This window comes from Arthrobacter sp. 01L42, assembly GCF_056400005.1.
This window is the reverse complement of sequence record NZ_JBFTSL010000005.1, coordinates 168923-190984: the sequence shown is the minus strand read 5'-3', so window position 1 is coordinate 190984 and position 22062 is coordinate 168923. Positions and strand designations below refer to the sequence as shown.

The 22062-nt window shown below is 67.5% G+C and carries 19 protein-coding genes; 4 read left to right on the top strand and 15 right to left on the bottom strand.

Features of this window, described 5'->3' with window-relative positions:
- Positions 1-3 precede the first annotated feature (3 nt).
- From AC1DN2_RS06190 to pgl, 4 genes are read left to right on the top strand one after another with little or no spacing between them, the layout of a single operon-like run.
- The gene (locus AC1DN2_RS06190) at positions 4-1638 is read left to right on the top strand and encodes a glucose-6-phosphate isomerase (protein ID WP_476849619.1); all 1635 of its coding nucleotides are present in this window, start codon (positions 4-6) and stop codon (positions 1636-1638) included.
- A gap of 15 nt (positions 1639-1653) precedes the next feature.
- Positions 1654-3216 (top strand): glucose-6-phosphate dehydrogenase, encoded by a 1563-nt coding sequence (gene zwf / locus AC1DN2_RS06185; RefSeq protein WP_476849618.1) that lies wholly within the window; start codon positions 1654-1656, stop codon positions 3214-3216.
- Entirely contained in the window at positions 3213-4154 is a 942-nt protein-coding gene (locus tag AC1DN2_RS06180) for a glucose-6-phosphate dehydrogenase assembly protein OpcA (protein ID WP_028275501.1), read from the top strand. The genes zwf and AC1DN2_RS06180 overlap by 4 nt, the downstream gene beginning before the upstream one ends.
- The gene (pgl, locus tag AC1DN2_RS06175; protein WP_290370274.1) at positions 4144-4962 is read left to right on the top strand and encodes a 6-phosphogluconolactonase; all 819 of its coding nucleotides are present in this window, start codon (positions 4144-4146) and stop codon (positions 4960-4962) included. The genes AC1DN2_RS06180 and pgl overlap by 11 nt, the downstream gene beginning before the upstream one ends.
- On the opposite strand, the gene AC1DN2_RS06170 is transcribed toward pgl, so the two are convergent.
- From AC1DN2_RS06170 to AC1DN2_RS06100, 15 genes are all read right to left on the bottom strand, one after another.
- On the bottom strand, positions 4915-5274 hold the full coding sequence (locus AC1DN2_RS06170; RefSeq protein WP_306292809.1) for an RNA polymerase-binding protein RbpA: 360 nt from the start codon (positions 5272-5274) through the stop codon (positions 4915-4917). The two genes, pgl and AC1DN2_RS06170, sit on opposite strands and share 48 nt — an antisense overlap.
- Before the next feature lie 154 nt (positions 5275-5428).
- Positions 5429-5686 (bottom strand): preprotein translocase subunit SecG, encoded by a 258-nt coding sequence (gene secG, locus AC1DN2_RS06165; RefSeq protein ID WP_018772994.1) that lies wholly within the window; start codon positions 5684-5686, stop codon positions 5429-5431.
- Between the two features lie 48 nt (positions 5687-5734).
- Entirely contained in the window at positions 5735-6550 is an 816-nt protein-coding gene (tpiA, locus tag AC1DN2_RS06160; RefSeq protein ID WP_018772995.1) for a triose-phosphate isomerase, read from the bottom strand.
- Positions 6551-6658: 108 nt separating this feature from the next.
- On the bottom strand, positions 6659-7885 hold the full coding sequence (locus AC1DN2_RS06155) for a phosphoglycerate kinase (RefSeq protein ID WP_476849617.1): 1227 nt from the start codon (positions 7883-7885) through the stop codon (positions 6659-6661).
- 10 nt (positions 7886-7895) lie between these two features.
- Positions 7896-8906: a type I glyceraldehyde-3-phosphate dehydrogenase gene (gap, locus tag AC1DN2_RS06150; RefSeq protein ID WP_028276841.1), complete on the bottom strand. Its 1011-nt coding sequence runs from the start codon at positions 8904-8906 to the stop codon at positions 7896-7898.
- Positions 8907-9193: 287 nt separating this feature from the next.
- On the bottom strand, positions 9194-9817 hold the full coding sequence (locus AC1DN2_RS06145) for a superoxide dismutase (protein WP_476849616.1): 624 nt from the start codon (positions 9815-9817) through the stop codon (positions 9194-9196).
- A 169-nt stretch (positions 9818-9986) separates the two neighbouring features.
- Positions 9987-10967 carry a DNA-binding protein WhiA gene (gene whiA / locus AC1DN2_RS06140; RefSeq protein WP_390202376.1) on the bottom strand — a complete coding sequence of 327 codons (981 nt, stop codon included), beginning with the start codon at positions 10965-10967 and terminating at the stop codon, positions 9987-9989.
- Between the two features lie 10 nt (positions 10968-10977).
- The gene (locus AC1DN2_RS06135) at positions 10978-11997 is read right to left on the bottom strand and encodes a gluconeogenesis factor YvcK family protein (protein ID WP_028276839.1); all 1020 of its coding nucleotides are present in this window, start codon (positions 11995-11997) and stop codon (positions 10978-10980) included.
- Positions 11997-12920: an RNase adapter RapZ gene (gene rapZ / locus AC1DN2_RS06130; RefSeq protein WP_018773001.1), complete on the bottom strand. Its 924-nt coding sequence runs from the start codon at positions 12918-12920 to the stop codon at positions 11997-11999. The genes AC1DN2_RS06135 and rapZ overlap by 1 nt, the downstream gene beginning before the upstream one ends.
- 119 nt (positions 12921-13039) lie before the next feature.
- A complete protein-coding gene (uvrC, locus tag AC1DN2_RS06125) occupies positions 13040-15049 on the bottom strand; it encodes an excinuclease ABC subunit UvrC (protein ID WP_476849615.1) in 2010 nt (669 codons plus the stop codon).
- Between the two features lie 85 nt (positions 15050-15134).
- Positions 15135-15803: a lysophospholipid acyltransferase family protein gene (locus tag AC1DN2_RS06120; protein WP_026266350.1), complete on the bottom strand. Its 669-nt coding sequence runs from the start codon at positions 15801-15803 to the stop codon at positions 15135-15137.
- On the bottom strand, positions 15790-16581 hold the full coding sequence (locus tag AC1DN2_RS06115; RefSeq protein ID WP_476849614.1) for an HAD hydrolase-like protein: 792 nt from the start codon (positions 16579-16581) through the stop codon (positions 15790-15792). The genes AC1DN2_RS06120 and AC1DN2_RS06115 overlap by 14 nt, the downstream gene beginning before the upstream one ends.
- 189 nt (positions 16582-16770) lie before the next feature.
- A complete protein-coding gene (uvrA, locus tag AC1DN2_RS06110) occupies positions 16771-19719 on the bottom strand; it encodes an excinuclease ABC subunit UvrA (RefSeq protein WP_476849613.1) in 2949 nt (982 codons plus the stop codon).
- A gap of 67 nt (positions 19720-19786) precedes the next feature.
- Entirely contained in the window at positions 19787-20179 is a 393-nt protein-coding gene (locus AC1DN2_RS06105) for a GntR family transcriptional regulator (protein ID WP_476849612.1), read from the bottom strand.
- Complete coding sequence (locus AC1DN2_RS06100) at positions 20176-22017, bottom strand: ABC transporter ATP-binding protein (RefSeq protein WP_476849654.1); 1842 nt, start codon at positions 22015-22017, stop codon at positions 20176-20178. Before AC1DN2_RS06100 ends, AC1DN2_RS06105 begins: the two co-directional genes overlap by 4 nt.
- Positions 22018-22062: the final 45 nt, after the last annotated feature.

Here is a 22062-nt window from a genome sequence, read left to right as displayed (position 1 = left end):
ACCATGAGCACACTCAGCTACGACGCCACCGGCGCAGCCCGCCAGGCACATGAGCAGCACCTCCCGGCACTGCTGGAAGACCGCATCGCCACCCGGATCTTCGCGAAGGACCACACCCTGTGGGGTCCGGACGCAGAGCAGGAATCCGCTGTCCGGCTGGGCTGGGTCGAGGCGGCTTCCGTCTCCCAGCCGCTGGTCGGCGACATTCTCGAACTCCGCGACGCGCTGAAGGCCGAGGGCGTGACGCGGATCGTGCTCTGCGGCATGGGCGGCTCTTCGCTGGCGCCTGAAGTCATCGCGGGCACCGCTGGCGTCGAGCTGACTGTTCTGGACAGCACCGACCCCGAACAGGTCAGTGCCGCGGTGGCGGACCGGCTGGACGAAACCGCGATCGTGGTTTCGTCGAAGTCCGGCTCCACTGTGGAAACCGATTCCCAGCGCCGGATCTTCGAGCAGGCGTTCACCGATGCCGGGATCGATGCGAAGAGCCGCATCATCATCGTCACCGACCCGGGGTCGCCGTTGGACAAGGCCTCCCGGGAGGCCGGCTACCGCGCCGTCTTCAATGCAGATCCGAACGTCGGCGGCCGTTTCTCTGCCCTGACCGCCTTCGGGCTGGTCCCGTGCGGGCTGGCCGGCGTCGATATCCAGGCTTTCCTGGATGAGGCCGAAGAAGCCGCCGAGATCCTCAATGAGGACTCGGAGGACAACATCGGCCTCGCCCTCGGCACCGCCCTGGGCGGCACCACCCCGCTGCGCAACAAGATCGTCATCGCGGAGGACGGATCCGGGATCGTGGGCTTCGCCGACTGGGCCGAGCAGCTCATCGCCGAATCCACGGGCAAGCTCGGCACCGGCGTGCTGCCGGTCGTAGCCGGTCCTGCCTCCCCGGAAGCCACCCTGGGCGCCCCCGATGTCCTGGTCATCCGGCTCGTCGCGGCGGATGCCGACGTGCAGCTCGGCGAGAACGAGGTCGCCATCGCCGGCGGCTTGGCCACGCAGATGATGGTGTGGGAATTCGCCACCGCCGTGGCCGGCCGCCTGCTCGGCATCAACCCGTTCGACCAGCCGGACGTCGAGGCAGCGAAGATCGCCGCCCGCGGCCTGCTGGACGCACAGCCCGCACCGACGCCGGCGAATTTCACCGACGGCGCCATCGAGGTCCGCGGCGGGGAATGGCTCGGCAACGCCGGCACAGCGGCCGAGGCCGTCAGCGCCCTGCTGGGCGAACTCGGCCCGGACAACTACCTCAGCGTCCAGGCCTATTTCGACCGGCTGGCCTATGCCAGCCTCGAGGGCGTCCGGGACGAACTGGCCGCGGCCAGCGGACGCCCGGTCACCTTTGGCTGGGGCCCGCGGTTCCTGCACTCCACCGGCCAGTTCCACAAGGGCGGACCCGCGATCGGCGTCTTCCTGCAGGTCACGGCCGCATCCGCGGCTGACCTGGCCATCCCGGACCGGCCGTTCACGTTCGGCGAGCTGATCTCGGCGCAGGCCGCGGGCGATGCCCAGGTCCTGTCCGAGCACGGCCGTCCGGTCCTCCGGCTGCACCTGGCCGACCGCGCCGCGGGTGTGAAGCAGCTCCAGGAGCTCGTCACCTCCCTTGCCGGCCAGGCAGCATCCTCCACTGAAAGCTAAGGCACCCACGCAACCATGCCAGAAACCTACAACGGCGGCAGGAACACGGCCGGCCGGGGGCGCAATCCGCTCCGGGACCCCCGTGACCGCCGTCTGAACCGTATTGCCGGACCGGCGTCGCTGGTCCTGTTCGGGGTGACCGGGGACCTCGCCCGCAAGAAGCTCATGCCCGCCGTGTATGACCTCGCCAACCGCGGGCTGCTGCCGCCGAGCTTCGCGCTGGTGGGCTTTGCCCGCCGCGAGTGGGAGAACGAGGACTTCGCCGCGGAGGTCAAGGAGTCCGTCAAGGCGTACGCCCGCACCCCGTTCGATGAAACGGTCTGGAAGCAGCTCTCCGAGGGCATCCGCTTCGTGCAGGGCGAGTTCGACGACGACGAGGCGTTCAAGCGGCTCTCCGACACGATCGATGAGCTCGACGAACAGCGCGGGACGCGGGGAAACCACGCGTTCTACCTCTCGATCCCGCCGAAGGCCTTCGAACAGGTCTGCCGTCAGCTCTCCAAGCACGGCCTGGCCCAGGCCGCGGGCGACAACTGGCGCCGCGTGGTGATCGAAAAGCCGTTCGGACACGACCTCGAGTCGGCCCGGCAGCTCAACGACATCGTCGAGTCGGTATTCCCGCCGGACGCGGTGTTCCGGATCGACCACTACCTGGGCAAGGAGACGGTGCAGAACATCCTGGCACTGCGCTTCGCCAACCAGCTCTTCGAGCCGCTCTGGAACGCCAACTATGTGGACCACGTCCAGATCACCATGGCCGAGGACATCGGGACCGGCGGCCGGGCAGGCTACTACGACGGCGTGGGCGCGGCCCGCGACGTCATCCAGAACCACCTGCTGCAGCTGCTGGCCCTGACGGCGATGGAAGAACCGATTTCCTTCAACGCGGACGACCTGCGTGCCGAGAAGGAAAAGGTCCTCGCCGCCGTCCGGCTCCCCGAGGACCTCTCCTCCCACTCTGCCCGCGGGCAATTCACCGGCGGCTGGCAGGGCGGCGAGGAAGTCCTCGGGTACCTGGAGGAGGAGGGCATCCCGGCCGATTCCAAGACCGAGACGTTCGCCGCGATCCGGGTGGACATCAACACCCGCCGCTGGTCCGGCGCGCCGTTCTACCTGCGCGCCGGCAAGCGGCTGGGGCGCCGGGTGACGGAGATCGCCGTCGTGTTCAAGCGCGCACCAAACCTGCTCTTCACGGACCACGGCGAGGACGACTTCGGCCAGAACGCCGTGGTGATCCGGGTCCAGCCTGACGAGGGCGCCACGATCCGGTTCGGTTCCAAGGTTCCGGGCACCCAGATGGAGGTCCGCGACGTCACCATGGACTTCGGATACGGCCACTCCTTCACCGAGTCCAGTCCCGAAGCCTACGAACGCCTCATCCTGGACGTGCTCCTCGGCGAGCCGCCGCTGTTCCCCCGGCACCAGGAAGTTGAGCTGTCCTGGAAGATCCTGGATCCCTTCGAGGAATACTGGGCCGGCCTGGACGAACAGCCCCAGCCCTACGCTCCCGGCAGTTGGGGCCCCGCCTCGGCCGATGAGCTCCTAGCCCGCGACGGACGAACCTGGAGAAGGCCATGATCGTAGATCTTCCCGATACCACCACCTCCAAAATTTCCAAGAAGATCATGGCCCTGCGCGAGCAGGGCGGCGTGATCGCCCTGGGCCGGGTCCTGACCCTCGTGGTCGTCACCCGCTCCGGGCTGGAAGAGGAGGCCATCGAGGCCGCCAACGAGGCCAGCCGCGAACACCCGTGCCGGATCATCGTCCTCGCCGACGCCGGGGCCTCGGCCCCAACCCGGCTGGACGCCCAGATCCGCGTCGGCGGCGACGCCGGCGCCTCCGAGGTGATCCTGTTGCGCGGCTACGGCGAACTCGCCGAGGAAAGCGAATCCCTCGTCGCGGCCCTGCTGCTCCCGGACGCCCCGATCGTGGCCTGGTGGCCGCACGGCGCGCCCAGGAACGCGTGCCAGACCTCGGTCGGGGGCATCGCGCACCGCCGGATCACCGACTCGGCCAATGAAGCGGACCCGGTCGCGGCGCTGGAGAACATCCGCCGCACGTACAAGGCCGGCGACACGGACCTGGCCTGGACCCGGCTGACCAACTGGCGCATCCAGCTGGCCGCGGTCCTGGACCAGGTGGACGACTCGCCGGTGACGGCCGTGGCCGTCGAGGGCGCCTCGGACTCACCCAGCACCGTGCTTCTCGCAGCCTGGCTCACCCTGGCCCTGGACGTTCCCGTGACGATCGTGGCGGATCCGGCCGGAACCGGCATCCGGCGCGTCCGGCTGACCCGGCCCGGCGGCGACATCCAGCTCTTCCGGCCCGGGCTCACCATCGCCGAACTGACCCAGCCCGGCCAGCCCGCCCAGCGGATCTCGCTGCCCCGCCGCAGCCTCAAGGACTGCCTGGCCGAAGAACTCCGCCGCCTGGATCCGGACGAAGTCTTCGGTGAAGTGATTACTATGGGACTGCCGCGTACCAATCTAAGGAGTGTCCGTCCCAGTGAGCGCTGACCCGAGAGTAAGCATCCATCCTGACTCGACCGTTCTGATGGCGGCGATCGCAGCCCGCCTGATTACCAAGCTGGTGGATATCCAGGACCGGCACGGCGAGGCCACGGTGGTGCTTACCGGGGGAACGATGGGCATCGGCTCGCTCAGGGCCGTGGCCGAATCGCCCGCGGCGCGGGCCGTCGACTGGTCCAAGGTGAACTTCTGGTGGGGTGACGAGCGCTTCGTGGCGGCCGGCGACGCCGAGCGCAACGCCCGCCAGGCCCAGGACGCCCTCCTGTCCCACATCAATGTTGATCCGGCGCGCGTCCATGTGCCCGGTTCCACCGATGACTTCGACAGCCCGGACGACGCCGCGGCCGACTATGCCCGCCGGCTCGCCGAGGCGGCGGCCGGTGAGCACGCCGCGGACATGTCCGACGACAGGCCGGAACAGCCGGCGCGGCTTCCCCGCCTGGACATTGTCCTCCTCGGCGTGGGGCCGGACGCGCACGTCGCCTCGCTCTTCCCGGAGCAGGCCGGCATCCGGGAGAAGGAACTGACTGTCGTGGGCGTCCACAACTCCCCCAAGCCGCCGCCGGCGCGGGTGTCGCTGACGTTGCCGGCGATCAACACGGCATCCGAGGTGTGGATGGTGGTGGCCGGTGATGACAAGGCCGGCGCCGTAGGGCTGGCCCTGGCCGGCGCCAATCCCGTGCAGGTGCCCGCCGCGGGGCCGCGCGGCCGCCGGGAAACGCTGTGGCTGATTGACGAGGACGCGGCCTCACGGGTCCCGGAGCAGCTCGTCCGGAAGGGTCCGTCCGGAGCGTAGACGTTCCAGCGCTCCAGCCAGCACGTCTTCGGCGTCCTGGCTGGAGCGCCGCTCTTTAACGTATTCCAGATGCGTCTTGAAGCCTTCTGTTGGCGTTTCCTCCAGGGCAAACTTTGATTCGTCGCGGGTTGCGGTGCCGCCGCAGCGCCGGCAGTCCCAAACTCCGGGGATCTGTTCCTCCGGAAGCTGTGCGAACACGAGCGAGGTTTCATGGCCCTTGGCGCACCGGAACGATACACGAATACGGGGCTGGCGTACGCCGGCCCCGTTCAGTGGTTCGTGGCGGGGAGTTGCCCCCTCGGTGGCGCCCACACGGATTCCTTTGAATCCGGAAGCAGAATGCAGCATCGGGAACTCCTGGCTACTTGGCTGGTGGAAGTGCAAGACGACAGCCACAGTGTAGTTCGTGAGTTCCCGATGCCGGGAGGGCCATAAGGACCCCATATGAAGTTGTCGGACGGGCGTCCTAGGAATCGGCGCCTGTGCTGAACCGCATGAGCAGGCCGAGGGCGATGATCACCACGCCCCAGGTGATTCCCAGGATGACCGTGAACCGGTTGAGGTTCCGTTCCGCGACGCCGGAGGAGCTCAGGCCCGAGCTCATGCCGCCGCCGAACATGTCGGACAGGCCGCCTCCGCGTCCTTTATGGAGCAGGATGAGCAACGTCAGCAGGAGGCTGGTGATGCCCAGGAGGACCTGCAGAATGACATGAAGAACGTCCACGACGGCCTTTCAGAAGGATTGGATTGCGGGGGTCAGGCTGTGTCCGGACTAATCCGTCAACAGGTGACTCTCGAACCTGACAATATTAGCAAACTCGGCAGCGTCCAGGCTGGCACCGCCGACCAGCAAGCCGTCGACGTCGCGCTCCTTCAGGATCGAGGCCGCGTTGTTGGCCTTGACGGAGCCGCCGTACAGCAGGCGGGTCTTGGCGGCGACGTCTGCTCCGAAGAGGGTGGACAGTTCGGCACGGATGGCGGCGCACATTTCCTGCGCGTCCTCCGGGCCTGCGACCTCGCCGGTGCCGATGGCCCACACGGGCTCGTAGGCGACTACAAGCTCGGCGGCCTGCTCCGGGGTGAGGCCCTCGACGCCGGCGCGCAGCTGGGCGAGGGTGTGGTCCACGTGGGTGCCGGCCTGCCGGATCTCCAGGCCTTCTCCGACGCAGAGGACCGGAGTAATGCCATGCCGGAAGGCGGCTTTGGTCTTGGCGTTGAGCACGGCGTCGGACTCGTTGTGGATGGTGCGGCGTTCGCTGTGGCCGACCAGGACGTAGCTGCAGGCAAGCTTGGCGAGGAACTGGCCGGAAATGTCGCCCGTGTAGGCGCCGGAGTCGAACTGGGAAAGGTCCTGGCCGCCATAGACGACGGCGAGCTCGTCGCCCTGAACCAGGGTCTGGACGCCGCGGAGATCCGTGAACGGCGGGAAGACGGCGACCTCCACCCGGCTGTAGTCGTGCTTGGCGTCGGACAGGGTCCACGCGAGCTTCTGCAGGAGGGTGATGCCCTGGACGTGGTCCATGTTCATCTTCCAGTTGCCGGCGATGAAGGGCTTGCGGTCGAATTTACCGTTGGTTGACGTGGTCACGTGATCTCCAGGAGTTCTTGGTGTGTGGGAGCAGCCGGCAGGGCGCCCGGTTCCCTGCGGAGGGCACCCTGCCGGCTCAAATGCCGGTGCTTTTAGCGGTCAGTGCTTCTAACGGTCGAGGACGCTCAGGCCGGGGAGTTCCTTGCCTTCAAGGTACTCCAGGCTTGCGCCGCCGCCGGTGGAAATGTGGCCGAACGCCTCATCGGCGAAGCCGAGTGTCCGGACCGCTGCCGCCGAGTCGCCGCCGCCAACCACGGTGAATGCCTCCGTCTCGGTCAGGGCCTGGGCGATGGCCCGGGTACCGCCGGCGAAGGCCGCGAATTCGAACACGCCCATGGGCCCGTTCCAGAACACCGTCCGGGCGTCCTTGATCCGTTCCGCGAACGCCGCTGCCGAGACCGGCCCGATGTCCAGCCCGATGCCCTGGGCTCCGAAGCTGCCCGACTCGATGGCGTCGGCGGCAACGGTCTCGTGCTCGGCGTCGGCGGCGAACTTGCCCGCCACCACAACATCGGTGGGCACGACGAACTCGGTACCGGCGTCGGCGGCGCGCTTCAGGTAGTCCTGGACGACCGGGATCTGGTCCTCTTCGAGCAGGCTGCCCGCGACCTTGTGACCCGAGGCGGCGAGGAAGGTGAACAGCATGCCGCCACCCACCAGGATGGTGTCCGCCTTGCCCAGGAGGTTGTCGATCACAGCGAGCTTGTCGGAGACTTTGGAGCCGCCGAGGACAACGACGTAGGGCCGCTGGGTGTCGGTGGTGAGCTTGCGCAGCACCTCGACCTCGGTGCGGACAAGGTCGCCCTGGTAGGACGGCAGCCGCGTGGCGACGTCGTACACGCTGGCGTGCTTGCGGTGCACCGCACCGAAGGCATCATCGACGAAGGCGCCGTTGTCCCCGGTGAGGGCGACCAGCTCGTCCGCGAAGGCGCCGCGCTCGGCGTCGTCCTTGGAGGTCTCCCGCCCGTCGAAGCGCACGTTTTCCAGGACCAGCACTTCGCCGTCCTGCAGCGCCGCGGAGAGCTCCTTGGCCGACTCGCCAACCGTGTCGGCGGCAAGGGAGACCTTGAACCCGGCAAGCTCGGCCAGCCGTGCGGCTGCGGGCTTGAGAGAGTACTTCTCCTCCGGCGCGCCCTTGGGGCGGCCGAGGTGTGCTGTGACCAGCACGCGGGCACCGGCGTCCGTGAGCTTCGCCAGCACTGGCAGGGAGGCCTTGATGCGGCCGTCGTCAGTCACTGTAGAGCCGTCGAGCGGCACGTTCAGGTCACTTCTGACCAGAACGTACCGCCCGCGGACACCATCAGCGATCAGTTCGTTGAGGGTGTGAAATGTCATGAGTCTTACCCTAGCCCAGCTTGGACGCGACAAGCTCCGTGAGGTCCACGAGGCGGTTGGAGTAACCCCACTCGTTGTCATACCAGGACACAACCTTGACCTGGTCGCCGATCACCTTGGTCAGGCCGGAATCGAAGATGGACGATGCCGGGTCGCCGACAATGTCGGAGGAGACGATCGGCTCGTCGGTGTAGGTCAGCAGGCCCCTGAGCTCCTCGGTCTCCGATGCTGCCTTAAGGGCGGCGTTGACTTCGGCGACCGTGGTCTCGCGGGAAACCGTGACGGTCAGGTCCGTGGCGGAGCCGGTGGGAACGGGCACGCGGATGGCGTAGCCGTCGAGCTTGCCCTTGAGCTCCGGCAGGACCAAGCCGATTGCCTTGGCCGCACCGGTGGAGGTGGGCACCATGTTGATGGCGGCGGCGCGGGCGCGGCGGAGGTCCTTGTGCGGGCCGTCCTGCAGGTTCTGGTCGGCGGTGTAGGCGTGGATGGTGGTCATCAGGCCACGCTCGATGCCGAAGGCGTCATTGATGACCTTGGCCAGCGGGCCGAGGCAGTTGGTGGTGCAGGAGGCGTTGGAGATGATGTGGTGCGTGGCGTTGTCGTACAGGCCGTCATTGACGCCCATCACGATCGTGATGTCCTCATCCGACGCGGGGGCGGAGATCAGGACCTTCTTGGCGCCGGCGTCGATGTGCTTCTGCGCATCGGCGGCCTTCGTGAAGAAGCCTGTGGACTCGATGACGATGTCGACGCCGAGCTCGCCCCAGGGCAGCTTCGCGGGGTCACGTTCGGCGAGGACCTTGATGATGTTGCCGTCGACGACGATGTTGCCGTCTTTGACCTCGATGGTTTCGGCCAGGCGGCCGCCCACGGAGTCGTACTTGAAGAGGTGAGCGAGGGCTTCCGGGCTGGTGAGGTCGTTGACCGCAACGATCTCGAGGTCTGCGCCCTGTGCGAGGGCGGCGCGGAAGTAGTTGCGGCCGATACGGCCAAAGCCGTTGATGCCAATACGGGTCGTCACGTTTTCAGTCTCCTTGGTGCTCTTGCGAGCACGACTAGTTGAGAAGGCGTTCAAGCCAACTAACAGATCCCGCACGCCATTGGGCAGAGATAATTACCAGATCGGAGGGCGACCAGCCACATTGCTGAAGGCTAACCGCCTTCCGTGATCCATCTTACGTTTAACCGGGACTGCCCCCGCAAGTGCAGGGGCAGTCCGTCCACATTTCGGGCCGAAGGGCCCGTAATGTGAGGTTTGTTACAAACGGAAGTCGATTCCGTCACCCTGTGCAGGGTAAAGGGACCTGCCTAGAGGGTGATGAGACCCGTAGCGTTTTTGCGGGCGGCGTCGAAGCGCTTGGCGACGTCGGCCCAGTTCACGATGTTCCAGAAGGCCTTGACGTAGTCAGCCTTGACGTTGACGTAGTCCAGGTAGAAGGCGTGCTCCCACATGTCCAGCATCAGCAGCGGGGTGGTGCCGAGTGCGACGTTGCCCTGCTGATCGTAGAGCTGCTCGACGACCAGGTTGCCGCCGATGGGCTCGTAGGCCAGGAAGCCCCAGCCGGAGCCCTGCAGACCCAGCGCCGCGGCGCTGAACTGCGCACGGAACGCGTCGAACGAGCCGAAGGCGTCGTCAATGGCCGCCGCAAGCTCGCCCTCGGGCTTGTCGCCACCGTCCGGTGAGAGGTTCTTCCAGAAGACGGAGTGGTTGATGTGGCCGCCGGTGTGGAACGCGAGGTCCTTGGAGAGGCGGTTGATGTTGGCGAAGTCGCCCTTTTCGCGCGCCTCGGCCAGCTGGGCCAAGGCGTTGTTGGCGCCGGCCACGTAGGCGGCGTGGTGCTTGCTGTGGTGCAGCTCCATGATCTTCGCGGAGATGTGCGGTTCCAGCGCTGCGTAGTCATAGTCGAGCTCGGGCAGTACGTACTCGGTCACAAATTCCTCCAATGTCGTGGACGGGTTGTCCGGTTCGGTAACTCTTTTGATTGTGCATCCGGATGCGGGGCATCCGGAAAATTGCGGTGGGATCCTACGGCGACAACCAGCCGCGGCTCCCGGATATTTCATTCCCCGGGATATTCCTGCTGTTGATTCTAGGGGCGGGCTAGTCGTCGAGCATTTCGGGCGTCACATTGGCCTCCGTGCCCGGGATGCCGAGGTCCTGGGCCCGTTTGTCCGCCATGGCCAGCAGCCGGCGGATCCGGCCGGCGATGGCGTCTTTGGTCATGATGGGGTCGGCGAGCCGGCCCAGCTCGTCCAGGCTGGCCTGTTTGTGCGCGACCCGGAGCTCACCGGCATACTTCAGGTGGTCCGGGACGTCGTCGCCCAGGATTTCCAGGGCGCGGTCCACCCGGGCACCGGCGGCCACGGCGGCCTGCGCGGAACGGCGCAGGTTCGCGTCATCGAAGTTGGCGAGCCGGTTGGCCGTGGCGCGGACTTCCTTGCGCATGCGGCGTTCCTCCCAGACCATCAGCGCGTCGTGGGCGCCCATGCGCGTCAGCAGCGCGGCGATCGTGTCGCCGTCGCGGATCACCACGCGGTCCACTCCCCTGACCTCGCGGGCCTTGGCCTGGATGCCCAGGCGGCGGGCCGCGCCGACGAGGGCCAGGGCCGATTCGGGGCCGGGGCAGGTGACTTCCATGGCCGAGGAGCGGCCGGGCTCGGTGAGCGAGCCGTGGACCAGGAACGCGCCGCGCCAGACAGCTTCGGCGTCCGCGGCGGAGCCGTTCACCACTACCGACGGAAGGCCGCGCACGGGGCGCCCCCGCGCGTCCAGGAGCCCGGTCTGGCGGGCGAGGGCCTCACCGTCGCGCACCACCCGCACCACGTAGCGGCTGCCGCGGCGCAGGCCGCCGCCGGAGACGACGATGATCTCGCTCTGGTGGCCGTACACCTCGGCGATGGCGGCGCGCAGCCGCCGGGCGGTCGATGCGAGGTCGACTTCGGCCTCGATCACAATCCGGCCCGAGATGATGTGCAACCCGCCGGCGAAGCGGAGCATCGCCGACACCTCGGCCTTGCGGACTGAGGACTTCTTGATATCCAGACGGGAAAGTTCTTCCTTGACTGATGCTGTCAGTGCCATGGCACCTTTCCTAACTATTCCCGAAAATATCGTGATACGCCGTCGCCAGCCGCAACGGATCGTGGACCGGACGGCGACCAGACGCCCCCACTTTACCCAAGACCACCTCAGCACCGAGCATTCCTGCCGCCGCCTCGAAGTCGGGCAGGTTCTGCACCGACGCCGGGTCGGCCAGGATGACGTCGATCGTGAACTCCGGCGCGTATTCGCGCAGCACCCGGAGGTGGTCGGCGGCGGACATGCCGGCCGTCTCCTTGGTATCTGTGGCCAGGTTCATGGTCAGGCACCGGCGGGCAGCGGTGTTGGCGAGGGCCTCGCGCATCTCGGGCAGCAACAGGTGCGGCAGCACGGATGTGTACCAGGAGCCCGGCCCGAGGATCACCCAGTCGGCCAGCTCGATCGCCGTCAGTGCCTCGGTGCAGGCCGGAGCGTTCTCAGGCAAGAGCCGGACGTGCTCCAGGGACCCTGCCACCGCGCACTTGGCCTGGCCGGTGAGGGTCTGCAGTGCCGTCGCGCCGTCCGGGGCGGTGACCCGGACCTGGCCCTCGATGGTCAGCGGGACGCTGGACATCGGCAGGACTTCGCCGCGCGCGCCGAGCAGGGCGCCGGCCCACTTCAGGCCTGCGACGGTGTCGCCCAGGAGCTCCCAGAGCGTGACGATCAGGAGGTTGCCCATCGCGTGCTCATCGAGGGAGCCGCCGCGGCCTTTGCCGGGGGCGAAGCGGTGCTGCATGACATCGCGCCACGTGCGGCCCCAGTCGGTGTCGTCGCACAGCGCGGACAGGGCCATCCGGAGATCACCGGGCGGCAGGACGCCGTACTCTTCGCGGAGCCGGCCGGAGGATCCGCCGTCGTCCGCGACCGTGACGACCGCGGTGAGTTCGGAGGTCAGCAGGCGCAGGGCCGACAGCGAGGCGGAGAGGCCGTGGCCGCCGCCGAGCGCGACGACGGAGGGGCCTTTGTCCTGCTGGCTGGCGAAGGCCGCGCTGGCGGGCGGGACAAGGGGCAGCGGGCCGGTCAGCAGCGCCATTACTCGCGGCCCAGGTCCCGGTGCGTCGTGGTCACCGTGACGCGCGGATACTGCGCCAGCCTCCGTGAGAGCTCGACGGCGACCGCCACGGAGCGGTGCTTGCCGCCGGTGCAGCCCACGGCGATGGTGGCGTAGTGCTTGTTCTCCCGGCGGTACCCGTCCAGGACAGGTTCAAGGGCCAGGACGTAGCGTTCCACGAAGTCGCTGACGCCCTGGGCCTCCAGCACGTAGTCGCTGACGTCCTTGTCCAGTCCGGTGTGCGGGCGCAACTGCGGCACCCAGTGCGGGTTGGGGATGAAGCGGGCATCGGCCACGAAGTTGGCGTCCACCGGCAGCCCGTACTTAAAGCCAAAGCTCATGACGTTCAGCCGCAGCGCCACCGGCCCGGTCTCGCTGAAGAGTTCGGTGATGGCGGTGGCGAGGCCATGGACGTTGAGGGAGGACGTGTCCAGGACGATGTCGGCGGTGTCCTTCAATTCACGGACCAGCTCGCGTTCGGCGGCAATGCCGTCGAGGATCCGGCCACCGCCCTGGAGCGGGTGGGGCCTGCGGCCCTGCTCGAAGCGGCGCACCAGGACGTCGTCGTTGGCGTCGAGGAACAGGACGCGGAAGCTCACGCCGGTGGCCTCCAGGGCGCGGAGCGCCGCGCGCATGTCGACGAACAGTTCCTTGCTCCGGACGTCCATCACGACGGCGAGCTTGGACATGGAGTGCGGCGTCCGGGACACCAGTTCGGCGAGCGTGCCGAGCATCTGCGGCGGCAGGTTTTCCACGACGTACCAGCCATGGTCCTCAAGGGCGTCCGAGGCGGTGCTGCGGCCGGCTCCCGACATTCCGGTCACCACGAGCAGTTCAGCCTCGACGGGTTTGACGGGTGTCATGCCGTCCGCATCCGTCTCGGATCCTGCCGTCGACTCTGCCATCAGTGAAGCCCCATCTCTGCCTGTGCGATTTGCTGTTGTCAGGTTTGCGCGCGGGCCGCGGTGATGCCGCTGCCGTGCCGTACCCAAGTCTTTACCCTAGCTAAGTTTGGCGGCACTAGCTAAGCGTCGAGGATTTCGCCGGTGGTCATGTTGACGGCAGGAACCGTGGCGGCTTCCTCGACTCCGCCGCCAGCGAAGTGCCGGACGATCGCGGCGGCCAGGGAGGGGCCGATCCCCTTGGCGCCGGTGAGTTCCTCCTGCGTCGCGGCTTTGATCCCCTTGACGGAGCCGAACTCCGCCAGGAGGGCCTTGCGCTTGGATTCGCCCAGCCCGGGCACGCTGTCCAGGGCGGAGGCCGTCATGGCCTTGCCGCGCTTTTGCCGGTGGAAGGTGATGGCGAAGCGGTGGGCCTCATCGCGGATCCGCTGCAGCAGATACAGGCCGGCCGAGGCGCGCGGCAGGATCACCGGGAAATCGCTGTCCGGCAGCCACACCTCTTCGAGCCGTTTGGCCAGGCCGACCACATACACGTCCTCGATGCCGAGCTCTTCCAGCGCCCTTGCGGCGGCATTGACCTGCGGTTTGCCGCCATCGACGACGACGAGGTTGGGCGGGTAGGCGAATTTGCTCCGCGGTGTTGGCGTCGTGGAGTCCGCGACCGCCGCGGCGGTCGCCGCGTCCAGGGCGGCCTGGTGCGCCGGTTTGGCCGCGGCCGCCGCCTGCTCGTCTTTTTCTTGAAGATAGTGCCGGAACCGGCGGGTCAGCACATCATGCATGGCCGCCGTGTCGTCAGTGGCCGCGGCGCCGGTCACGGCGAACTTCCGGTAGTCGGACTTTTTCGGCAGGCCGTCCTCGACCACCACCATGGAGCCGACCACGTTGGTGCCCTGGACGTGTGAGATGTCGAAGCACTCGATCCGCAGCAGCGCCACGGGAAGCTCGAGCGCTTCCTGGATTTCCTGCAGGGCCTGGGAGCGCATGGTGAGGTCGCCGGCGCGCCGGGATTTGTGAAGTTTGAGGGCGTGCTCCGCGTTTTCACGGACCGTGGACAGGAGGGCTGCCTTGTCCCCGCGCTGGGGAACGCGGATGTCCACCCGGGCCCCGCGCAGGCCGCTGAGCCATTGCGCGAGCTCCGGGGCGTTGCTGGGTTCGGCAGGCACCAGCACTTCCCGGGGCAACCTGCCCTGGAGCCCGGCTTCCTCGCCGTAGACCTGCTGGAGCAGGTGTTCGACCAGTTCCGGGGTGGTGGAGTCCTCGACCTTTTCCACCACCCAGCCGCGCTGGCCGCGGATCCGTCCGCCCCGGACGTGGAAGACCTGCACGGCGGCCTCGAGCTCGTCTTCGTGCAGGGCGAAGACGTCGGCGTCCGTGCCCTCGGCCAGGACGACGGCGTTACGTTCGAAGACCTTCTTCAGCGCCACGATGTCGTCCCGGAGCCGGGCCGCGCGTTCGTAGTCGAGCTCAGCAACTGCCGCGGCCATCTCCCGTTCCAGCCGGTTGACGAAGGGCTTGGCTTCGCCGCCCATGAACGTGCAGAAGTCCTCGGCCAGGGCGCGGTGGTCCGCGGCGGAGATCCGGCCGACGCACGGCGCGGAACATTTGTCGATGTAGCCGAGCAGGCAGGGCCGGCCGCTGGCTTCGGCGCGCTTCAGCACCCCGGCGCTGCAGCTGCGGACCGGGAACACCCGCAGCAGGGTGTCCATGGTGTCCCGGATCGCGCCGGCGGTGTACGGGCCGAAGTACCGGGTCCCCTTGCGCCGGTCGCCGCGCAGCACCTGGACGCGCGGGTACTTCTCCCCCATCGTCACGGCGAGGTACGGGTAGCTTTTGTCGTCCCTGAACATCACGTTGAAGCGGGGCGTGAATTCTTTGATCCAGGTGTATTCCAGCTGCAGCGACTCGAGTTCGCTGCCCACCACGGTCCATTCGACGCTGCTGGCCGTGTGGACCATGGCATAGGTTTTGGGCATGAGCCCGGCAGGGTTGGCGAAGTAGGTGTTCAGCCGGGCACGGAGGTTCTTGGCCTTGCCGACGTAGATGACCCGGCCGTGCGGATCGCGGAAGCGGTACACGCCCGGATTGGTCGGAATTTCACCCGTCTGGGGTCGGTAACTCGCTGGATCTGCCACACATCAAGTCTACTGAGCCGCCGGCGGTGCCGTTGCACGTGCACCGCCGCATGCCCGGCGGATCACGGGGGCCGGGAGCTGCGCGCTATTCGGCCGACTTGCTCTGGTTGTAGCTGGTGGAGCGTTCCTGGCCGCTCAGGTCTGCGATTGCGTCCATGATGCGGTCCGTGACCTGGCGGCGGGCCGGCAGGGAATGGTCCGGTCCGGTTTTCTCGAAGTACAACGGCTCGCCGACCTTCATGGTGAAGTGCTGCGGTTTGACGGACTTGCTGTCCGCGGGCTGCAAGTGTTCGGTGCCGATCAGGCCCACCGGGATTACGGGCGCGCCGGTGGTGAGGGCCAGCCAGCCGACGCCGGTGCGGCCGCGGTACAGGATGCCGTCGCGGGAGCGGGTGCCTTCGGGATAGATGCCCACGCCCTTGCCGGAGTCGAGGATGTCCAGCAGCGTTTTCAGCGCCTGGACGCTCGCCGCCTGCTCGCCGCGTTCCACCGGAATGGAGCCGACGGCCTCGAAGAAGGACTTCATGGCCTTGCCTTTGATGCCGCCGGTGGTGAAGTATTCAGCCTTCGCGAAGAAGGCCACGGGCCGCGGCATGAGGGCCTGGACGATCACGCTGTCCAGGAACGAGAGGTGGTTCGGGGCGACAATGAACGGCCCATCCTTGGGCACGTTTTCCAGGCCGATGACCGTGGGACGGCACGTGGTGGTTACAAGCCCCCGCGTGGTCCAGCGGATTGCGTCAAACATTGCCATCGGTGTGCACCTCGTTCAGGGCTGTGGTTCCCGGGCGTTCGGAGAGCCGGTTGATCGTCGCGTGAAGCGCCGTGGTGTTGTGCACGATCTCGACGGCACCGGCCGCGTGCAGTTCGCCGTCAGGCGCAAACCCCCAGCCTACGCCGATGCAGTCCAGTCCGTTCGCAGCGGCCCCGGCGACGTCCTGTGCCCGGTCCCCCACCATCACGGCCCGGCCGGCGGCCGCAGGGTCCGCGGCAGCGAGGTCCGAGAGCGCGGCGGCGACGATGCCGGCCTTACCTTCGGGAACGGAGCCTTCGGGGACAGAGCCGTCGGGCACGGAGCCGTCGGGCACGGAGCCCGTTCCGGGGCTGGCGGCCTCGTCCGCGGCGGAGCCCCGGATGCTGTGGAAGAGTCCGGCGATGCCGTGGTGCGCCAGGACAGTGCGGGCAAGCCCTTCCGGCTTCTGGGTCGCGACGGCGATGGGCCGCCCCGCGGCGACGAAGTCCTCGAGGAGGCCGCGGATTCCCGGGTACAGCCTGCTCTGCGCGATTCCCGTGGATGCGTAGTGAGCACGGTAGATGCGAATGGCGTCTTCCAGCTGTGCGGCCGGAACGCCGGCGATTTCCGTCAGGGAATGGCTGAGCTTGGGCCCAATCATGGCGTCCATCCGGGACTTGTCCGGAACCGGCAGGCCAAGCTCGGTGAGGGCCGCGGCGATACCGTCGGTAATACCCCCGGCGGGATCGACAAGAGTGCCGTCAAGGTCAAAGATTACGGGCACTGTTGTATGCGTCACCGGCTTAGTTTCTCATGAGTGTGCGGTTGCCAGAAATTCGCATGCTCCTTCAGGAATACATCGGGAATACATCAGGGACTACATCACGCGATACATCAGCGCATACATCCGGTGGAGACGTCCCTGCGGGCGGGGACGCGTGCGGCGGAGGCTTACCTGGCCCGCCGCACGGTCCCTGGCGGCCGGTGTTCAGGCGAGGAGCTCGGCGAGGAACGCGGCCGTGTGGCTCTCGGTCGACTTGGCCACCTGCTCGGGGGTGCCGGAGGCGACCACACGGCCGCCACCGGACCCGCCGTCGGGGCCAAGGTCCACGATCCAGTCGGCGCTCTTGATGACGTCGAGGTTGTGTTCGATCGTGATCACCGTGTTGCCCTTCTCCACGAGGCCCTGGAGCACCATGAGGAGCTTGCGGATGTCCTCGAAGTGCAGGCCCGTGGTGGGCTCGTCCAGGACGTAGACGCTGCGGCCGTTGGAGCGTTTCTGAAGCTCGGCTGCGAGCTTCACGCGCTGGGCCTCGCCGCCGGAGAGCGTGGTGGCGGGCTGGCCCAGCCGGACGTAGCCAAGGCCGACGTCGACGAGCGTGTTGAGGTGCCGAGCGATCGGCGAGAAGGCCGCGAAGAACTCGGCCCCTTCCTCGATGGGCATGTTCAGCACGTCCGCGATGGTCTTGCCCTTGTAGTGGACCTCCAGGGTTTCGCGGTTGTACCGGGCGCCGTGGCAGACCTCGCAGGGGACGTAGACGTCCGGCAGGAAGTTCATCTCGATCTTCAGGGTGCCGTCGCCGGAGCAGGCCTCGCAGCGGCCGCCCTTGACGTTGAAGGAGAACCGGCCCGGGAGGTAGCCGCGGACCTTGGCCTCGGTGGTCTCGGCGAAGAGCTTGCGGATGTTGTCGAACACGCCGGTATAAGTGGCCGGGTTCGAGCGCGGGGTGCGGCCGATCGGGCTCTGGTCGACGTGCACCACCTTGTCCAGGTGTTCGAGGCCCTGGACGGACTTGTGCCTGCCGGCCACCTGCTTGGCGCCGTTGAGCTTGTTGGCGAGCACCTTGTAGAGGATCTCGTTGACCAGGGTGGACTTGCCCGAGCCGCTGACGCCGGTGACGGCGGTGAAGAGGCCCAGCGGGAAACTGGCGTCGATGTTCAGGAGGTTGTTCTCCTTCGCCCCGACCACCTTGAGCTCGCGCTTCTTGTCGTATTTGCGCCGCTTCTTCGGGATCTCGATTTTCCGCCGGCCGGAGAGGTAGTCGCCGGTGAGCGAATCCGTGTTTTCCAGCAGCGCCTGGTAGGACCCGGAATGGACCACCATGCCGCCGTGCTCGCCGGCGCCCGGTCCGATGTCCACCACCCAGTCGGCCTCGTGGATGGTGTCCTCGTCATGCTCCACGACGATCAGGGTGTTGCCGAGGTCCCGGAGCCGGGTGAGTGTCTCGATCAGGCGGCGGTTGTCCCGCTGATGCAGGCCGATCGAGGGCTCGTCGAGGACGTACAGCACGCCCACGAGGCCGGAGCCGATCTGGGTGGCCAAACGGATGCGCTGGGCTTCGCCGCCGGACAGGGTGCCGGAGGGCCGCTCCAGGTTCAGGTACTCGAGTCCGACGTCGAGGAGGAAGGTCAGGCGGGCCTGGATCTCCTTGAGGACCTGGTGGGCGATCTGGGCCTCGCGGCCGGTGAGGACGAGGTTTTCGAGGAAGTCGGCGCATTCCCGCATGGGCAGCGCGGCGACCTCGGCGATTGACTTGCCGTTGATCAGCACCGAGAGCGACGCAGGGTTCAGCCGGGCGCCGTTGCAGGCCGGGCACGGGACCTGGCGCATGTATTCCTCGTAGCGGTCGCGCGCATAGTCGGAATCGGTCTCGCCATGCTTGCGGTGGACGTACTGCACGACGCCCTCAAAACCGGTGCTGTACTTGCGTTCCCGGCCGAAGCGGTTGCGGTATTGCACCACCACCTTGTGGTCCTTGCCGTGCAGGACGGTCTGCCGGACGTCGGTGTCGAGCTTCTCCCACGCCGTCGTCATGGAGAAGCCGAGTTCCTCGGCGAGACCGGCCAGCAGCCGGTTCCAGTACTCCGTGGTGGCGGTGCCCAGGGACCACGGCGCAATGGCCCCCTCGGAGAGCGAGAGCTCCGGGTTGGGGATGAGGAGTTCCTCGTCGACCTCCAGCTTGGTGCCGATGCCGCTGCACGCGCTGCAGGCGCCGAAAGGGTTGTTGAATGAGAAGGAGCGGGGTTCGATCTCGTCGATCGCCAGGGGGTGCTCGTTGGGGCAGGCGAGGTGTTCTGAGAACGCCCTGATCCGCTCGGGATCGTCTGCTTCGAGGTCGACGAATTCGGCCAATATGCGGCCCTCCGCCAGTCCGAGGGCGGTTTCGACCGAGTCGGTCAGGCGCTGGCTGATACCTTCCTTGACCACGAGGCGGTCCACGACCACTTCGATGGTGTGCTTGAACTGCTTGCCCAGCTTCGGCGGATCACTCAGGTGGACGAGCTCGCCGTCCACCCGGGCCCGCGAGTAGCCCTTGGCGGTGAGTTCCTTGAAGAGGTCCACGAATTCGCCCTTGCGGCCGCGGACCACGGGTGCCAGCACCTGGAAGCGGGTGCCGTCCGGGAGCTCGAGCAGCTGGTCGACGATCTGCTGCGGGGTCTGCTTGGTCACGGGCTCCCCGCAGACGGGGCAGTGCGGCCGGCCCACACGGGCCCAGAGCAGGCGCATGTAGTCGTAAATCTCGGTGATGGTGCCCACGGTCGAGCGAGGGTTCTTGGACGTGGACTTCTGGTCGATGGACACCGCCGGCGAGAGGCCCTCGATGAAGTCGACGTCGGGCTTGTCCACCTGGCCCAGGAACTGCCGGGCGTAGGCGGAGAGGGATTCGACGTAGCGGCGCTGGCCCTCGGCGAAGATGGTGTCGAACGCGAGGGAGGACTTTCCGGAGCCGGACAGGCCGGTGAACACGATCATGGCATCGCGCGGCAGGTCCAGGTCCACGTTGCGCAGGTTGTGCTCGCGGGCGCCCTTGACGACGAGGCGCGTCATGTCCGGACGCTTCAGGACGGGGCGGGACGGGGCCGCATCCCGGACTGCCAGCGGCTCGACGGCGGAATGGACTTCAACGGCTGGATCTTCAGCTACAGCTTTAGGCACGAATCTAATGCTAATCGAAAACTTCTTCGAAAAACTATTCCGCGCGCCACGGGCGGCGCCGGATGTGCTATTGGCGGTCGTAGGCGGCGGCCAGCAGCTGCACGGCCTCGGCGAAACTGGCGCCCTGGGCTTTGGCGGCCGCGGCGAACTCGGCGGCGGCGGCGGACAGCGAACTCCAGGCGGCATCGCGGGCACACACAACGGTCCCGTTTCGGCCCTTCGTCACTACGACGCCGGCGGCCTCGAGTTCCTTGTAGGCCCGCGCCACGGTGTGCGGGGCCACGCCCAGTTCGCCGGCGAGGCTCCGCACGGCCGGAAGCCTGGTGCCCGGCGCGAGTGTGCCGTTGTCGGCGCGTTCGATCACGTAGAGCCGCAGCTGTTCGAAGAGCGGGACGGAGCTGGCCGGATTGGTCCGCCAGGATCCGGGAAAACGCTCCCCCACGGCGTCCGCGGGGCTCACTGTTCGGCCTCCTGGACGGCCGGGACCTGTTCGCGGCCGGCGAACTGGGCCTCGTACAAATCCTTGTAGAGCCCCTGCCGGGCCACCAGCTGCTGGTGGGTGCCGTGTTCAACGATTCGTCCGTGGTCCATGACGAGAATTAGATCAGCGTCCCGGACCGTGGACAAACGGTGCGCGATCACGAAGCTCGTGTGACCGGCCCGCAGCTGCTCCATGGCATGGCGGATCTGCACCTCAGTGCGGCTGTCGACGGAGCTCGTCGCCTCATCGAGCACCATGATGCTGCGCCCGGCCAGCTGCGCCCGTGCGATCGAGACGAGCTGGCGCTGGCCCCGGCTCAGGGAGTCGCCGTCGTTGCCGAGCATCGTGGCGTAGCCGGCCGGCAGGGACCGGACAAACTGGTCCACGTGGCTGGCGCGGGCCGCCGCGACGATATCGGCTTCGGTGGCGCCGGGCCGGCCGTATTCGATGTTCTCCCGGATGCTGCCGGTAAACAGCCAGGCATCCTGCAGGACGATTCCGAAGGCGCGCCGCAGCTCGTCCCGCGGGATGGTGGCGATGTCCGTCGAGTCCACCAGGATCCGGCCGGAGTCGAGTTCGTAGAAGCGCATCAGGAGGTTGACCACGGTGGTCTTGCCGGCACCGGTGTGTCCCACGATCGCCACGGTCTGTCCCGGGTCCACCGTGAAGGAGAGGTCCTTCACCACGGGGGTGCCGGGGCTGTAGCTGAAGCTGACGTGCTCGAACGTGACCCGGCCCGCCACTGCGCCGGGATCCAGCAGGTCGCCGGGCGTGCCCGGGGCAGGGGCTTTGCGTCCGTTGGAGGATTTGCGCGGGACATGGAGCTTTCGCGCGGCCGTGAAGCCTTGCAGCTTGCCGGCGCCGTTCGCCGAAACGGCCGGCACGGCGCTGTCCGCAGGGATCTCCGGGGCGTCCAGCAGCTCAAACACACGCTCCGCCGAGGCCAGGCAGGACTGCACGAGAGTCAGCATGCCGCCGATCTGGCTCACCGGCTGGCTAAAGAGACGGGAGAACTGGACAAAGGCCTGGATGCCGCCGATCGTCAAGAGCCCCGCGGTGACCTGCAGCGCACCCACAACAGCAATTGCGATGTAGTTGAGGTTGGCGACAAACACCAGCAGCGGCTGCACGATGCCGGACAAATACTGGGCGCGGGTGCTCGATCGGGTGAGCTTCTCGTTGCGCTCCCGGAAGCTCGCCGCCGACTCTTCCTGCCGGCCGAAGGCCTTGACCACTTCATGCCCGGTGAAGAACTCCTCGAGTTGGGCAGTCAGCGCCCCCGTGCTGCTCCACTGCTCCTTGAAGTGCGCCTGGGAGTGCCGGGCCACGAGCACGGTGATCATCGTGGACACAGGCACCGAGAGGATCGCGATCAGCGCCAGCAGCGGCGAGAGCCACAGCATCATGGCGAGAGCGGCCGAGAGCATCAGGACGGCCATGATCAGCTGGTTGAGGAGCTGGTTGAGCGCCTGGGAGATATTGTCGACGTCGTTCGTGGCCCGGCTGAGCACGTCGCCGCGGCGCTGCTCCTCGAAATGGCTGGACGGCAGCACATGGAGTTTTTGTTCCACGGAGCCGCGGAGGCCGTAGCTGAGGCGCTGCACCGCGGTGGCGGTCAGGCTGCCCTGGATCCAGCTGAACAGCGACGCCCCGACGTACATGGCCGAAACGGCCAGCAGCCGCCCGGCCAGCTGTTGCTCGTCGAGGGAGCCGCCCAGGAAGCCGTCGACGACGACGTCGGTGGCGTCGCCCAGCACCTTGGGCGCCGCCACGTTGAGTGTCACGAACGCGCAGGTCGCGGCGATGACGCCGGCCATCCGCCACTTCAGCGGCAACAGCAGGCCAAGCAGCCGGGCGGCGGT

Excerpts from the sequence above, each read along its gene's own strand:
- AC1DN2_RS06190 (WP_476849619.1), top strand. The coding sequence starts at position 4 with ATGAGCACACTCAGCTACGACGCCACCGGCGCAGCCCGCCAGGCACAT.
- zwf (WP_476849618.1), top strand. The coding sequence starts at position 1,654 with ATGCCAGAAACCTACAACGGCGGCAGGAACACGGCCGGCCGGGGGCGC.
- AC1DN2_RS06180 (WP_028275501.1), top strand. The coding sequence starts at position 3,213 with ATGATCGTAGATCTTCCCGATACCACCACCTCCAAAATTTCCAAGAAG.
- AC1DN2_RS06155 (WP_476849617.1), bottom strand. The coding sequence starts at position 7,885 with ATGACATTTCACACCCTCAACGAACTGATCGCTGATGGTGTCCGCGGG.
- whiA (WP_390202376.1), bottom strand. The coding sequence starts at position 10,967 with ATGGCACTGACAGCATCAGTCAAGGAAGAACTTTCCCGTCTGGATATC.
- AC1DN2_RS06135 (WP_028276839.1), bottom strand. The coding sequence starts at position 11,997 with ATGGCGCTGCTGACCGGCCCGCTGCCCCTTGTCCCGCCCGCCAGCGCG.
- rapZ (WP_018773001.1), bottom strand. The coding sequence starts at position 12,920 with ATGGCAGAGTCGACGGCAGGATCCGAGACGGATGCGGACGGCATGACA.
- AC1DN2_RS06120 (WP_026266350.1), bottom strand. The coding sequence starts at position 15,803 with ATGGCAATGTTTGACGCAATCCGCTGGACCACGCGGGGGCTTGTAACC.
- AC1DN2_RS06100 (WP_476849654.1), bottom strand. The coding sequence starts at position 22,017 with ATGGCCGGCGTCATCGCCGCGACCTGCGCGTTCGTGACACTCAACGTG.